Origin of the sequence: Mycobacterium persicum, from assembly GCF_002086675.1 — a bacterium.
GTDB lineage: Bacteria > Actinomycetota > Actinomycetes > Mycobacteriales > Mycobacteriaceae > Mycobacterium > Mycobacterium persicum.
The window spans coordinates 20888-35095 of the sequence record NZ_MVIF01000022.1 but is presented as its reverse complement, the minus strand read 5'-3'; the positions used below and the strand labels follow the sequence as shown (position 1 = coordinate 35095).

General features: G+C 66.4%; 13 protein-coding genes and 2 pseudogenes. 6 read left to right on the top strand and 9 right to left on the bottom strand.

The annotated features are described in order from the left end of the window. Positions 1–194: 194 nt before the first annotated feature. Together BST40_RS09930 and BST40_RS09925 are read left to right on the top strand one after the other, a co-directional pair. The gene (locus BST40_RS09930; protein WP_075545698.1) at positions 195–875 is read left to right on the top strand and encodes an LppP/LprE family lipoprotein; all 681 of its coding nucleotides are present in this window, start codon (positions 195–197) and stop codon (positions 873–875) included. Positions 876–929: 54 nt separating this feature from the next. Further along, entirely contained in the window at positions 930–1676 is a 747-nt protein-coding gene (locus tag BST40_RS09925) for a DUF2510 domain-containing protein (RefSeq protein ID WP_083154144.1), read from the top strand. Between the two features lie 284 nt (positions 1677–1960). On the opposite strand, the gene BST40_RS33195 is transcribed toward BST40_RS09925, so the two are convergent. From BST40_RS33195 to BST40_RS09905, 5 genes and pseudogenes are all read right to left on the bottom strand, one after another. Beyond that, positions 1961–2830, bottom strand: coding sequence for a serine/threonine-protein kinase (locus tag BST40_RS33195; protein ID WP_425270696.1), 870 nt, complete (start codon positions 2828–2830; stop codon positions 1961–1963). Then, positions 2778–3041 (bottom strand): annotated as a pseudogene (locus tag BST40_RS33190) (protein kinase domain-containing protein); the annotation flags it as partial. The pseudogene BST40_RS33190 and the gene BST40_RS33195, both read right to left, overlap by 53 nt. A gap of 409 nt (positions 3042–3450) precedes the next feature. Continuing rightward, a pseudogene (locus tag BST40_RS32495) lies at positions 3451–3597 on the bottom strand (type VII secretion protein EsxS); the annotation flags it as partial. Positions 3598–3709: 112 nt separating this feature from the next. Further along, positions 3710–4999: a PPE family protein gene (locus BST40_RS09910; protein ID WP_075545638.1), complete on the bottom strand. Its 1290-nt coding sequence runs from the start codon at positions 4997–4999 to the stop codon at positions 3710–3712. Then, positions 4996–5202, bottom strand: coding sequence for a hypothetical protein (locus BST40_RS09905; protein WP_075545639.1), 207 nt, complete (start codon positions 5200–5202; stop codon positions 4996–4998). The genes BST40_RS09910 and BST40_RS09905 overlap by 4 nt, the downstream gene beginning before the upstream one ends. 323 nt (positions 5203–5525) lie before the next feature. Here BST40_RS09905 and BST40_RS09900 point away from each other — a divergent pair, with 323 nt between their 5' ends. After that, positions 5526–6674, top strand: a complete 1149-nt coding sequence (locus BST40_RS09900; RefSeq protein WP_083154122.1) for a TDT family transporter — start codon at positions 5526–5528, stop codon at positions 6672–6674. 15 nt (positions 6675–6689) lie between these two features. Here the strand turns inward: BST40_RS09900 and BST40_RS09895 are convergent, their stop codons facing one another. After that, positions 6690–7919, bottom strand: a complete 1230-nt coding sequence (locus tag BST40_RS09895) for a multidrug effflux MFS transporter (protein ID WP_240316516.1) — start codon at positions 7917–7919, stop codon at positions 6690–6692. 86 nt (positions 7920–8005) lie between these two features. On the opposite strand from BST40_RS09895, the gene BST40_RS09890 reads away from it, so the two are divergent. Next, positions 8006–8695 carry a GAP family protein gene (locus tag BST40_RS09890; protein ID WP_083154120.1) on the top strand — a complete coding sequence of 230 codons (690 nt, stop codon included), beginning with the start codon at positions 8006–8008 and terminating at the stop codon, positions 8693–8695. A 7-nt stretch (positions 8696–8702) separates the two neighbouring features. Here the strand turns inward: BST40_RS09890 and BST40_RS09885 are convergent, their stop codons facing one another. After that, on the bottom strand, positions 8703–11837 hold the full coding sequence (locus BST40_RS09885; protein ID WP_083154118.1) for a patatin-like protein: 3135 nt from the start codon (positions 11835–11837) through the stop codon (positions 8703–8705). A 98-nt stretch (positions 11838–11935) separates the two neighbouring features. On the opposite strand from BST40_RS09885, the gene BST40_RS09880 reads away from it, so the two are divergent. Next, a complete protein-coding gene (locus BST40_RS09880; protein ID WP_176357749.1) occupies positions 11936–12811 on the top strand; it encodes an alpha/beta fold hydrolase in 876 nt (291 codons plus the stop codon). 21 nt (positions 12812–12832) lie between these two features. Here BST40_RS09880 and BST40_RS09875 read toward each other — a convergent pair whose 3' ends face one another. Next, on the bottom strand, positions 12833–13096 hold the full coding sequence (locus BST40_RS09875) for a hypothetical protein (RefSeq protein ID WP_075545643.1): 264 nt from the start codon (positions 13094–13096) through the stop codon (positions 12833–12835). A 99-nt stretch (positions 13097–13195) separates the two neighbouring features. After that, a complete protein-coding gene (locus tag BST40_RS09870) occupies positions 13196–13576 on the bottom strand; it encodes a hypothetical protein (protein ID WP_075545644.1) in 381 nt (126 codons plus the stop codon). Positions 13577–13785: 209 nt separating this feature from the next. On the opposite strand from BST40_RS09870, the gene BST40_RS09865 reads away from it, so the two are divergent. Then, positions 13786–14202: a hypothetical protein gene (locus tag BST40_RS09865; RefSeq protein ID WP_241780159.1), complete on the top strand. Its 417-nt coding sequence runs from the start codon at positions 13786–13788 to the stop codon at positions 14200–14202. The last annotated feature ends 6 nt before the right edge of the window (positions 14203–14208 follow it).

Here is a 14208-nt window from a genome sequence, read left to right as displayed (position 1 = left end):
GCCGTCTAGTATGCGGCAGATTGCTGCGCTGCCCCCACTCCAGATGCGCGGATGTGGGCAGATTCACCCGCTGAGCAGCGGCTACTCCGCGGCCGGTTCATTTCCCCTACCTGCACCTTCTGGCTACAATTCGCCAAGCTCGGAAGTACCGGGAGGCATCTGCCGCCCAACAGGGAGGGGTGTCGGGCACCAACATGGCATCGGGCGATATCGACCCTAACTGGCCCCCGCCGGCCTACGAGCCGTCCGACGCTGTCGATACGACTCCACCGTCGGGGCCGGCCCGGTCCGCGCGCGCCGTCTGGCTGGTGGCGGCGGTCCTAGCTGTCCTAGCCGTCGTAGCGCTCGTCATCGTGGCGGTCGTGGTGTTCTCGGGCAAGCCGCGTCCCGGCGCCGGTCCGTCGGCGGCGCCCACGACCGCCCCGTCGAACGCGCCGACGACGACGTCCACCGCGCCCGCGGGCCCGTGCGGGCCGGATGAGGCAACCGCGGTATCCGCGGCGCTCGCCCAGCTTCCCCCGGACAAGAAAACCGGCAAAGCGTGGAATCCCACCCCGCAGTTCAGTGACTACGATCCGTGCGCGGACCTATCGGCGGTGGTGGTGACGGTGGTGGATGCCACCCGCAGCTCACCGGACCAGGCGCTGATGTTTCACCGCGGGGCGTTCGTCGGCACTGCCACCCCGGTGGCGTATCCGTTCACCGAATTGGAGGTTCCGGCCTCCACCGACGACCTGGTCGTCCTCACCTACCGGACCAGACAAAGCTGTGATGCCTGCGATGACGGCACCCTGACCACCGTCGGGTTTCAGTGGCAGGGTGACCACGTCCAAATGCTCGATCCGCCCCCGGAGTCGTTGGACTCACCGCCGTGATCCGGCGCACCCGGCCGAGCCCTCACCGACCCCGACGTTGAATGGAGCGTGACCGTGCCGACCTCACCGCCGGCAGGCTGGTATTTCAATCCCGACGGTTCGGGCGGACAGCGATATTGGGACGGTCAGCACTGGACCGAGCATTGCCGGGCAGACCGCTCGACGGCACGCTCACCGTTTCGGGCCGTTGCCAACGGGGTGCGCCGGGGCTGGTCGGGGATGCCGGCGGCACTGCGGCTGCTCATTCCCATCGCCTTGGTGCTGATGTTGGTCGGAATCGGAGTCGCGTTCTGGGTGAAATCACCCCGCGATGACTGGGCGCGCCTGCCGAGGCGGCTCAACTGCCAGCTGCAGGACGGACCGAAGCCGCCCGACAACCTCACCGTGGCGTCCGTGGACGTCGGTCATCCCCGAAGCGGCGTGTTGCAGCTGGTGGTTCGATTCGCGCAGCCGTTGCCGCAGTCGCCCGCGGGTAACCACTCGTCCGGCTTCGTGGGTTACGTCCTGACGTACAGTGTCGCCAACAACGGCAAGAAGTTCGTCGAACTCGGCCCGGAACAGGACACCGACGACCTAGCCATCATCCGCACCCAGGACCCCGCCAGCACCGATGCGTCGATGCGGCCGGACCGGGACACCAATGCCCGCAGGATCACCCCCGACACCATGCAGATCAACCTCGAGCTGAAGCGGCTCGGCGTCGAAAATCAGCCGGTGATTCCCGAGCTCACCATCGACTCTCAATTCAACACGCCGTCTACCACGACCGTGCAGTATGCGCCGCAAGTCTGCCGAGGCTAGCCAAACCCGTTATGCGCCTTGCGCTTACGAGATTTCCTCGCCGGAGGTGTAATACCAGCGGATGTTGGTGCCGGTGATCATTTCCAGGAGGAAGACCCCCAGTGGTTCGACCTCGTAGTAGTAGTGAAGGTTGCCGTTTGCGTCCAGCGTGCTGGCGCAGCTGCGGCTCGGTGTCCCGCACCGTTGCTTGATCGGCATGGCTAGCGCGGCGATCAGTAGCAGGACCGAAAACCACACCGCAAGCGGGACTCTTCTCAATGCGAACCTCGTCTGCGAAGAAAGCATTACTGCAGGCAGTGTATGTGGCTCGCGAAGCGTCTTGGCCCGCATCGAGCAACCGAAATCCGGACCGATCGGTAGGGTGAGCACCTCGCCACGGAGGTCGGAGACATACACGGTGCCAGTGGTGTCCACCGCCAGGGATTGGGGGCGGTGAAGCCCGCTGAACGGCAGCTCGGTCTCGGCGAACGAACCGGACGCCAGCTGCGCCACCGGTTGTTGTAGTAGTCGCCGACGTAGACGGCGCCACCGGGGCCGACCGCGACCGGGGTGGGGCCGTTGAGCCCGGTGAACGGCAACACGACCGGTGCCGGCCGGAGCGGCTCGGACGGTCCCGCGGCCTGCGAGAGGGTCTGGGCCGTCGGGTTTCCCGCGATCGCGCCGACCCCGACGACAGCGATGACCAAGGCAGCGGCCGCACCGCCGAGTTGCCAGGGGTTGCGCCGGTGCCATGCCGGCGCGCCCTGTGAGGGCGGTCGTGTGGCCGTCTCCGATCGGGCTGGCTGCTCGGCGGTGCCGCTGTTGTCGGGTGTCGCGTCGGGCCGCCGCGGGTCCGCCGGCGGTGCGGTGTCGCCGTTCGGGGTGCGGTCGGTGTCGCACGGGCCGAGGTCGGATGCGTCGTCGAGCACCTGGCGAGCCGCGGCGGCCAGTTCCCGGGCGGTGGGGTAGCGCTGGTCGGGATTCTTGGCCAAACCCGGGGCGATCACCTCGTCGAAACCCGGCCGGCAGTTCGGGCTTGACGTCGGTGGGACGTGGCGGGTCCTGTGTCGTGTGCCCGGTGAACTGCTGTTCGAGCGTTTCACCCGGAAACGGCAACTGCCCGGTGAGGCATTCGTAGAGCACACACGCCAACGCGTAGATGTCGACGCAGGCATCGTTGGTCCCGTCGGTGAAACGCTCCGGCGCCATGTAGCCCCAGGTGCCCAGGATCGAGCCGGTGTAGGTCAATTTTGGGGCGGCTTCGCCGCGGGCGATCCCGAAATCGATCAGGTAGACGAACTCGTCGGCAGTGATCAACAGATTGGACGGCTTGACGTCGCGGTGCACCAATCCCTGTTCGTGGGCGGCGTCGAGCGCCGCCGCCACCTGCTCGACGATCGTGACGGTCAGCTCTGGGGTCAGGTGACCGTCACGGTTGAGCAGGGCCGGCCAGCTCACCGAGGACGTGTGAGACGCGCCGCAACCGGCCTTGGGCCGCGGCGCGAGACGGCTCGCTACGTAGGCACCGGCCCGGGTACCGGCTGGATTGTGATCCACTGCGCCACCGGAAGAACCCTGTTGGCCATCAGGCTGGCTCGCGCTGAGCGTGCCACGTCGCCGCCGTTCACCCAATCGAACGTGATCCGATTCCTGCGTATGTCAAATCCATCGTCATTGCGAGCTTCGCAAGCTCCCGGGAATTTTTCATGTAGTCGCGCGCAAGTTGGGTTTTCCATCGCGTTTCAAAATTCCCCCAAATGATGACGGTCGACTTAAATAGCGTGCAAAACAAGGGTGCTGCTGCATCCGCGGCCAGATATGTGCCTGCGGCCTCACCGAATTTGGCCTGCGCGATATCCAGCAGCGCATTCACCTTGGCGGCGTCCGCTGCAACCCGGGCATGCGAAGCCTGAAATGTCACGGCCGACTCGCCATACTGAAACTCTTACGTTGATATCGCTCACTGTTCAGCCGAGCCAATACGGTGAGGCAACAACGCCGCCTTGGCGACAAGCGCGGATTACGAAGCCGCTAAATGAACGCTTAAACCGGGCTCAAACGGCTGCGCCGACGAACTCGTCCTCGCCTGGCGCCCCAGCCAACTCCGGCGTCCAGCTAGCGGGCAGCATCGGCAGCCGCGCACTATCACCAAATCCGGCACCCAGACTGGCCAATCCGGCAGGTTGAGCCCCAGAACCCGTGGCGAGGGTCCCCGCACTGCCCATATCAGCCGCGGCCTGACCAGCAACGGCCACCGGCATCGGTGCCAGACTCCCCGCCCACACCCCCGACACCAACTGTGTCTGCGACACCACCGCAACCGCCGGCCCCACCGTGTCCACCGCCATCGCCGAAGCAAAGCCAGCCGCTCGGGCCGCAGAGCTGGCGCTTGCCGCAGCCGCCGCCGGACTTGCCAACACCAGCCCCTCGACCAAATTGTCAAACAGCGCCGGACCAACCGCGCCGAGATTTCCGGTCAACCAGCTGATTATTCCTACGATGATCTCGTAAGTGGCCAAAAAGGGTGTCGTTATGACTTGAAGCGCCAGACCCGCCATGCTTGTAATCAGGCCCCAGACGTTAGCCAGAATGGAGTCGGCTATTCCAGTCTGTCCCATTAACACGGCTAGGCCGTAGAAGAAGAGGCCAAACGGGACGAGAAAGAGGACAACCGGCAGCAGGATCCAGAACGCGGGTATGCCAACCAGCTCCGTGACGATAATCCCTAAAATATCGCGCAGGATTTGCCATATCGGGAAGGGTGCGAGGGCGGTTTGGGTGAGGGCGGCGGTGGTGGTGCTGCCGGGTTTGATGATGACGGGTGCGGGGGTGGTGTGTGGTGTGGTGGCCAGTGCGGTTGTGGTGATGGCTTCATAGACGCTCATGGTGGCGGCGGCTTGGATCCACATCCGTAGGTAATCGGCTTCGTTGAGCGCGATCGGGATGGTGTTGATGCCAAAGAAATTCGTGGCTATCAGTACTGCGTGGGCGACGTGGTTGGCGGTCAGGTCGGTTAAAGTCGGCATCGCCGCCAGGGCGCCGACATATGCTGTTGCCGCGGATTCATGAGCCGCGGCGGTGGCCGCAGCGTCGGCACTGGCCTGAACCAACCACGCCAGATAGGGTGCGTAGGCTGCTGCGCAGAGTTGGGCGCTGGGTCCTTGCCAGGCCCCGGCGCTGACCGCGGCCAGCACCATGGTGAGTTCTTCGGCCGTGGCGGCGTAGTCGGTGCTCAGTGATGACCACTGCGTTGCGGCAGCTAACACCGGGGCCGGGCCCGGGCCGGCGCTGAGCAACGTCGAATGCACCTCCGGGGGGCTGGCCAACCAGATCAGCGCGCTCATGCCAGATCGCCGGCGGGTCCGTAGGAGACCGCTGCGGCGGCATCGCCGGCGGCGTAACTGGCCGAGCCCTGGGCTGTCGGTGCTTCAGAGCGGGCCAGCTGTTCGAGCCCTGCCGCCGCGTGGGCGCCGCCCAGCTGCGCGCTCCGCGCCTCGATCCGTGCAGCCGAAGCTGCCAAACCCTCCGGAACCACCCACAGCGTCACAACAGCTCTCCCATCGCAAATGCTTTCAGATGCCCCGTCTTTCAAACATCACGCCGAAATGCGGTGTCGAAACGGTCGATCGATTGCACCATGGCGCCCGACGCCGAACAAGGGAGAAGTCCATGCATACGCTCGCTCAAACCTTAAATGAGAGTTATCAATTCGCGAATCGCGGCACTGCACAGGTTGCGCCGTGGGTTGCGCTCGACCACTCACTCAGTGCGCAGCGGGCGGTGCGCCATCGCGGCGCACAGTGCCCGGGCGGGCGGCTCCGGACTGCCGGGTCCTCGTCGAAGCTGCTACGCCGGTAGTGTTGCTCAGCTATGGCCACCGCAAGCTCGGCGGATGCTTCGTCGGCGCCCACCCGGGTGGAAGTGCTCGGCAATATCGGGCCCAACTGGTTCGCCTCGGTCATGGGCACCGGAATCGTGGCCATCGCCGGGGCCACCCTGCCGGTCCACCTGCCGGGGTTGCACGCCTTTGCCGAAGCGGTTTGGGTGATGGCGACGGTCCTGCTGGTCGTGCTGATCGTTCTGGTTGGCGGTCACTGGCTGCGCCACCCCACGGTGGCCCGCACGCACGCCCGCAATCCGCAGATGGCCCACTTCTACGGCGCCGCACCCATGGCGCTGATGACCGTCGGCTCGGGCGCAGTGCTGGCCGGCGCGCACCTCATTGGCGAGCGCATCGCCGTCGACCTGCACTGGGTGCTGTGGAGCGCGGGAACGCTCGGCGGCCTGTTCACCGCCGTCAGCATTCCGTTCCTGATGTTCACCCAGCTTCGGGTGGAGCCGGACGCGGCATTCGGTGGCTGGCTCATGCCGGTGGTCCCGCCGATGGTGTCGGCCGCGACCGGGGCGCAACTACTCCCGCACATGCCGGCGGGCACCGGCCGCGAGACCATGCTCTACGGCTGCTACGCGATGTTCGGACTGTCGTTCGTGGCGTCGCTGAACATCATCGCGATGATCTGGAGCCGGCTGGCGTTGTACGGCACCTCCGGCTCGGTGCGGGTGCCGACACTGTGGATCGTGCTGGGGCCGCTGGGCCAATCCATCACCGCCGCAGGACTTTTGGCGGCCGGTGCGCTGACCGGCGCGGTGCCGCACGAGCTGGCCGAGGACATGGCCGGGTTCGCGATCATCTTCGGGGTTCCGGTGTGGGGTTTCGCGGTGCTCTGGATTGCCTTGGCCACCTCGCTGACGGTTCGAACCTTGCTGCGCGGCATGCCATTTGCCCTGACATGGTGGAGCCTCACCTTCCCGGTAGGCACCTTCGTCACCGGTACGTCGCAGCTGGCCGTGCACACGCAGCTGCCTGCGTTCAAGGTGGCCGCCGTCATCGGATATGCGGGCTTACTCGCTACCTGGGTTCTGGTGACCCTTCGCACCGCCAAGGGCAGTCTGCGTGGCACGCTGCTGGTGCCGCCCAGCTCGGCACCGGTCACGGTCGGCAAGAACTCGCAGTCCTGACCGAGCCGGCAGGCGTCAATGTGCCGGTTGCCGGACTCGTCCGTACCGGGCCATGGCCCAGGCGAGCAACACGAATGCTGTTGCGCCACAAGCCGCGAACAACAGCCCCAGCGGTGTCTGGGTGCGTTCATGGAAGGCGCCGACAGCCGCCATGGCGGCGCTGACCACGAGATAACCGATGCCGCTCACCAGCCCGCCGATCAATCCGAGATTGCGGGTGAACAAGCCCATCGCCAGGCCGTACATCTGCGGGCAGAGCACCCCGCACCCGGACAACGCCAGACCGGAACCGATGGTGAGCGCCCACGCGTCGTTTCCGATCAGCAGTCCCGATCCGACCAGTATCGAGGTGCCGATGCCGAAGACCGTCAGCGCGCCCATGGCGAGCCGACGCGCCGAGATGCGCACCGCCAAAATGCCGCAGGCCAGTTCTCCGAACAGGTTAGCCACCCCGACGATCAGTGCCATCAAACCGTAAGCCGCCGGCGAGAAACCCAGGTTCTGCTGGTACAGGAAGGGTCCGGCCACCCCGAAGGCAAGCTGCGCCGAGGCCATCAGGCCGAAAACCAGCACGAAGCTGGTGAACACCCGATGCCGCAGCGCGGCGGCCAGCACCCGGATGATCGGCCTCGGGTGGACCGGTGAACGCTTCTGCCGCGCAAGCGTTTCGGGCAACAGCAGCACCACGACCACCGCGGCGAGCGCGGCCAACCCCGCGATCGAGGCGAACACCAGCCGCCAGTTGAGAAACTGGACCAGCACCCCGCCGGCCGCCGGCGCCAGCACCGGCGCCAGCCCCCACGCGACGCCGAGTAGTCCCGACACCGATGTCAATCGCCGACCGCGGAAGCAATCAGCGGCAATGGCGTAAGGCACCACCATGCAGGCGGACGCGGCCGCGCCCTCGGCGAAGCGCGCCGCGAGAAGCACCGGCACGCTGCCGGCTAGCGCACACAGCACACTGGTGGCGACAACGATGCCCAGGCAGGACAGCAGGACCGGTTTGCGGCCGCGGGCGTCCGCGACGACTCCGACGGGGACGAGCGCCAAACTCATCCCGAGGAGGTAGGCCGCCACGGTGTGTTGCATCGCCGTCGGCGAGGCGCGCAGATCGACGACCATCTGTGGCAGCGCCGGGGTGTAGAGGTCCAGCGGGATCTGGCTCATCGGCACGACGAACATCAGGATCGCTACGAGATACCGTGGCGGCGACGCGGGTCCATGTTCGGGATACGCGTCCCTCACAACGCCGGATCATAGACCGGATCGTCGCTCGTCAAGGCGAATCCCTGGGAGATCCAACCCCCGGGGCGCGGTGCGGTGGCCGGTCGATGCGAAGATTTCAGCCCGTGACAGCAAATTGGGGCACGGTGCTGGCCCCGCTGATTCCGCTCGCGCTCGTGATCGCGGTTTCGCCGTTGACGGTCATCCCGGCGGTCCTGGTGCTGCACGCGCCGCGGCCGCGGCCGACGGGCCTGGCATTCCTGGGCGGCTGGCTGTTGGGACTGGCGGCGGTGACCGCGATCTTCATCGCGGGCTCCGGTCTGCTCGGCGGCCTGCACCGGACGCCGCCGGCCTGGGCATCCTGGGTGCGGGTGGTCCTTGGTTCGGCACTGATCCTGTTCGGCGGCTACCGCTGGCTGACTCGCCATGGACACGCCGAATCGCCGCGCTGGATGCGGTCGTTCTCGACGATTACGCCGCGGCGCGCCGGTATCACCGCGGCGGTGCTGGTGGTGCTGCGACCCGAGGTGCTGATCATTTGCCTGGCGGGTGGATTGGCTATCGGCACCAGTGCGCTCGGCGTTGCCGGTAAGTGGATATGCGCCGCGATCTTCGTCGCGCTGGCCGGGAGTACGGTCGCCTTCCCGATAGTGGGTTACCTGAGTGCCGCCGATCGCCTCGACGAGCCGCTGACCCGGCTCAAAGACTGGATGGCGAAGAACCACGCCGCAATGCTGGCGGTGGTGTTGGTGTTGATCGGAGTGATGGTGCTCTACAACGGGATCCGTGCGCTATGACGTGCTTTCACCGGCGTCCGGGCTTGGCGGCCGCGATGACCGTGATGCCCAGCGCGACCGCGCCCACGGCGATCAGCGGCCGCCACCACTGTTCGCCGAGCCAGTAGATGTTGGCGCCGAGCAGACCGGGATGGTCGGCGTCGCCGAACAGCCAGCTGCGTACGACGGGCGTTGCCAGCGCAAGCACCGCGCCGGCCAGCGTGACCGATAGCAGCGCAAAGAGCGACCTGCTGGAGAACTGCCATGTTCCCAGGACGATCAGATAACTGCCGGTTCCGGCCATGATCAGGCCGGTGACGCCGAGCACCGTTGCCGATTGAATCGCGGTGGCAACACCCAGGATTAGCAGCATGACGCCGACCATGATCGTGGTACGGGCGATGCCTTTGGTCAACGACACAACCCGGTATCCACCTAGCGCCAGCGTTCGCAGGGTGACCACGGACGGTTTCAAAGCGCTGGGCAGCAACCGAATTGAGCCCGCCGCCGCCGAGGCGGTCGCGACGGCCTTCGCCAGGGTTTGCGCCATCAGCGGTGATCGCTTGTCGCTGGCGAATGATTCGCCCGCGACCGGGTTCTCGTTCAAGAGAGCGTATTTGGCGTCCCCCTGCGTTGCGGCCAACACTTTCTTGGCCCAGCTGCGCGATGTTGTCGGGCTCCAATCCGGTCGCTGTCCCGGCTGCGGGTCGATCACCGTGTTGGCCAGTGTGTCTAGCTCCTCGTCGAGGATTCGCTGGTGCCACGCCTGCGCCAGCCACAGCGCCGTCAGCGGAATGCTCGTCGGCAACGGCATCGTCGGGTCGTCGAGAAATGCCAGCTCGTCGAGCACCATGTTTTCGGTGAGTAGCTGCTCAGGGCCGCCACCAAAGGTCGGCAGCCGGTAGCCCGAACGCGGAAACTCAGGTGCGCCCAGGGTTTTGAGTTGACGCAGAAACCACTGCGCGCGGCTCTCCGGTCCGGGCGTGCCGACCCGGGTCTGCGCGATCCAATGCACACGTCGGGGGTTCAGCAGGACATGGACCAGCCAGCCGGCTCCGTCGAGCCGTCCCCACATCCAGTCGTTGACGCGCCAGGACCGCTTGTAGAAGGCGCCGAACTGATGGAACTGCATGCCGGTGAGCTTCTGCTGGGCACTGCGGCAGTCGGGCGCGAGCAGACTGCGGGTATCGGCACTGACCTGCACGAGCTCCACCGGCTGCTCGATCCCCGAATCTGCCGGCAGCATGGCCCGCTGTGTCGCGGCCAGATCGAACAATTTCGTCGCTATCGCCGTGGGGTCGTCGCCGGTCCCCAGGTAGTCCAGGTAGGTGTCGAGCGCACTGGGACCGACGCGATCGTGTGACAGCAACCCGCCCCGATCGGCGCCGGCGGCAGCCGCGGCGTTGGCGCACAACCGTTTTAGCGTGTCATAGCCGTTGACCAAGGCGTCGCCGAGCCGGTCCCAGGCGTCCTGTTGCACCGCCAACTGTTGGAGATAGCCGTCGGCGATCAAGGCGGCGGCATCCTTGAGCGACCCTTCGCGGATGGACGTGTTCTCGCATACCGCGCGAACAAGATCACCCAGGTCGACCGCGGTGGGCGACGGGCCCGCGGCATGGATGGTGCCGGTGAGCGCCGCCAATTCGGCGATATCGGAGTCGGACTTCGCCAGGTGGTATGCCGCCTGGGCGACGGCGAGCGCGCTGCCCTTGGCAAGCTCGTATGCCGGCTGGCCATACCGGGCGAGGTCGGCGGTGCTCTCGGGTAGCGGCTGGTGGGGCGGTTGCGACCAACATCTCAGCAGCGCCTCGGTGATGTGTTGGCGGCACGCCTTCTCGGTATCGACTGCCGCCAGTTCGGGCTCCCAGTTCTTGGGAACCCGTTCGGTTGCGGTGCTCGACGCCGGTAGCCAGCTGCCCAGCTGGCGGAACAGCGCATCGGTCAGCTCGCGCGCATGTTTTTGCGCCTCCCGTGACTGGTAGTCGGCCAGCAGCGGCGGGGTCAGTAGCCGAGAACCGTGCGGCAGCGTCGCGGCCAACTCGGCCAGGCGCAATTTCGCGTCGATCCGCGCCGCCGTGCGGTCCTGATGGGCGCGAATCGCTCGCAGGTCGGTGGCGATGGACTGAGTGGTGATCGCCCCCAGATCCCGCAACAGGCTGGCGAGCAGCCCGAGCCGCTCGTCGGCGCTGTCCGGGGCCGCCTGCTGCACCAGGTTCGGTGGGGGTCCGGACGACGGCACGACGAACAGCAGCACCCGGCGCACCGGACGCCGGGCGGGGCGGTCGCAGATGCGTTTGAGCAACACGTCAATGGGCCGGTTGTCGAGCAGGCTGCCGTCGGCGACCCAGTGCGGACGGGTGATATTGGCGTACGGCGCCATCGGTGGTCGGGCCGGGACAGCGCCCTGCGCGGGGGTCCCCTTCATGAAGGGCACGAACGAGGGTTCGAACGCGAGGGGAAACGAGGCCGAGCTGCGCGCGGCCAGCGCCAGAGCCGAGGCGATGCCATGGTTCGTCAGGTCTGCCTCGGTGAAGGTGAACAGGCCACGCCGGTTGACGTATTGGACGCGGGTGCCGAACGAGTCGGTGAAGCTGCTCGCCTCTCCGGACAGCAGGGTTGTCGTGATGTACAGGGTGGTGGACGGGATCCGGATACCGCCGGGAAACTCCGCAGGCGGGAACGGACCGGTCTCGAGTCTGGGTAACTGCGTCGCCAGCGTCGCGAACAGCTTCTCGTCGCCGTACAGCAGGGACGGCGTGAACTCGTCTCGCGGGTCTCGCAGCAGGTCGGTCAGGGACCCTAGATCAAGCCACAGGTCACGGAGCCCACCGAGATCGGCGCCCGAGATGCGCGACGACGCAAGCAAAGCCGCGTTGATGCCGCCCCCGCTTGTCCCGGACAGGATGTCGACGTCGACGATCATGTCGAGTAGGTCGATGAGTTGGGCATAAAGCCGCAGGGATGCCGTCGACTCGGTGGTGAGCCGGCTGTTCGTCGGGAAGGTGCCGCCCGCCCTGCGCCATTGCGAGGCTTGCGCGAGCAGGTTGAGCTCGCGCGCGACGCCGGCTATCCAGACCGCGAGACTGACTCCGCCCGTCATCATCGTGGCGAGTCGCAGTTCCAGCGTCAGCTGGGTGACCGGTGTCGGCTTTTCGAATGCCATCGCGCACCCTTCAATGTCGGGGGGCCGGCTGACCGAGCCGAGTCCCGGGGCTTAGATTAGCCAGCCGGGGCTGCGTCGGAGCGTCTTAACATCAGCTGATGACGACTGCACCGGAATCGTTTTCGATCCAGGGGCCGGGCGGTGTCCGCATCGTCGCCGACCGATTGGGTGATCCGCGGGCGCGCGCCGTGGTGTTCCTGCACGGCGGCGGGCAGACCCGTCGCTCCTGGGGCCGGGCGGCTGCCGCCGTGGCCGAACGGGGTTGGCAAGCTGTCACGGTCGACTTACGGGGCCACGGCGAATCGGACTGGTCCAGCGAAGGCGACTATCGCGTGGTGAGCTTCGCCGGCGATGTCCGGGAGCTACTGCGCGGCCTGCCGCCGCGCCCGGTGCTGGTGGGCGCGTCGCTGGGTGGGTTCACCGCGATGCTGCTCGCCGGCGAGCTCGCGCCGGGTATCGCCAGCGCGGTGGTGTTGGTGGACATCGTGCCGAACATGGACCCGTCCGGGGCGAATCGGGTGCACGCATTCATGGCCAATCGGGTGGAATCGGGGTTCGGTTCACTCGACGAAGTCGCGGACATGATCGCCGAGTACAACCCGCATCGCCCACGACCGTCCGATCTGGAAGGTCTGACCACCAACCTCCGCCGCCGCGGCGATCGCTGGTATTGGCATTGGGACCCGCAATTCATCAGCGGCGCCGCGGCGTTTCCCCCGATCGAGGTCACCGACGCCGACCGCCTGTACGCCGCCGTTGGGGCGATCCTGGATGGCGGCGTGCCCATGCTGCTCGTTCGTGGCCAGATGAGCGACCTGGTCAGTCAGGAGCGTGCTGAGGAATTTCTGTCCCGCTTCCCGCAGGTGGAGTTCACCGACGTGTGTGGTGCGGGGCACATGGTGGCCGGTGACCGCAACGACATTTTCGCCGGCGCTGTCCTGGACTTCCTGGCCCGACGGGTCGACGACGCGTGACGTCGGTGCGCGGCCGACGGGTCAGCGATCGAGCGCCCGGGTGAGGAGATTCTTGATTTCGGCGGTGGAGGTTTCCAGCGAACGGATGCGTTGGTTGGAGTCGTCGGCGGTGGCTCTCATCTCACCGGCGTAACCCCGAAGCACGTCGGCAAGCAGTTGCTGCGTTTCGCCGAAGGCCTTGATGGCCTCGACCATCGAACGGTAGTCGGCCTGCGATCTCTCGACCGCCGCGACGCGCGCTTTCAGATTTGCCAGGACGCCGTCGAGATCCTCTGGTGTGGCCACGTCGGCATCGTAAGGGTTGTGCGGATTGATTACCGGAATTTCCTCCTAGCCGGGTGGCCGGTTCACCGGCGCCGAGATCCGCGGGCGGCGTTGCGGGCATCAGGAGGCCATTCCGGCATCGATCAGGCTTTGCACTCCGCTGGCGCAACCACGCAGGAAGTCGGCGTCATTGACCCCGGTGACGGCCTGCACCGAGGCCAGTTCCCTGGCGCAGACCTTGTGCACCTGGCTGGAGATGACGATCGCGTCGTCCGGAAAGCCCATGGCGCGCATCCTGCTGACCGTGAAACCGCCATCCTGGACCGCCTTGGTGTAGCCCAGCTGGTAGGACGGGCCGGTTTCGGCGACGTCGGCAAAAGCGGGCGCGGAGGCCAGCAGGGCTGCTCCGGCAGCGGCGACGACGAGCAGGCGAGCGAGCCGCCCGGCGGTGCGGCGTTGTGACGGCAAGGCGTGGTTCGTGGTGGCTGCGCTGTCTGCCATGGCGTTAACCCCGATCTGGTCCGGTGAGGATCTCGTTTCGTGTGACGGGCCTCCGTGCCGTCTCAACACCTCACAGCGAGTACATTACGTTATGTGTTCCAAAAATGGAATAGTCTCCCGAAAAAAGATCATTGCCCGCCCCAATCCCGCTCAGGTTCCACTAGCGCGTCTGAATTGACGCGTGCCGGAACCGGCACTACGTTGGTGGGATGCCAAGACTTAACCGAGCGGGTAAGGACCTTGGCCGCGTGCTGGAGTGGCTGCTCAACCGCGACGTTCCGGACAGCGAAATCGGTTCCGCGCTCAAACTGCCCAAAGCCACCTACTCCCGCCGCAAGGAGGCCGACGACTTCCCCGACTTTGCCGAGCTCATCGCGGTCGGTGAGTACTTCGATCTGTCGCCGCGGGTGCTGCAGATCGCGTTCGGCTGGCGCGGCGAGGACGAGCTGATCCTGCTCGACATCGACGAGATGCGCCAATACATGGAACAGGCCGGTGTCGCGCTATTCGGCAACGAGCGGATTCGCCGCTATATCGAGCAACGCGAAGGCGCCGACTACCCGTTGGCCGCGGCAATCCTGAAGATGGGCGCCAAGGGTGCGAGCCCGGCTACCGAAGGCAACTGACCCGAT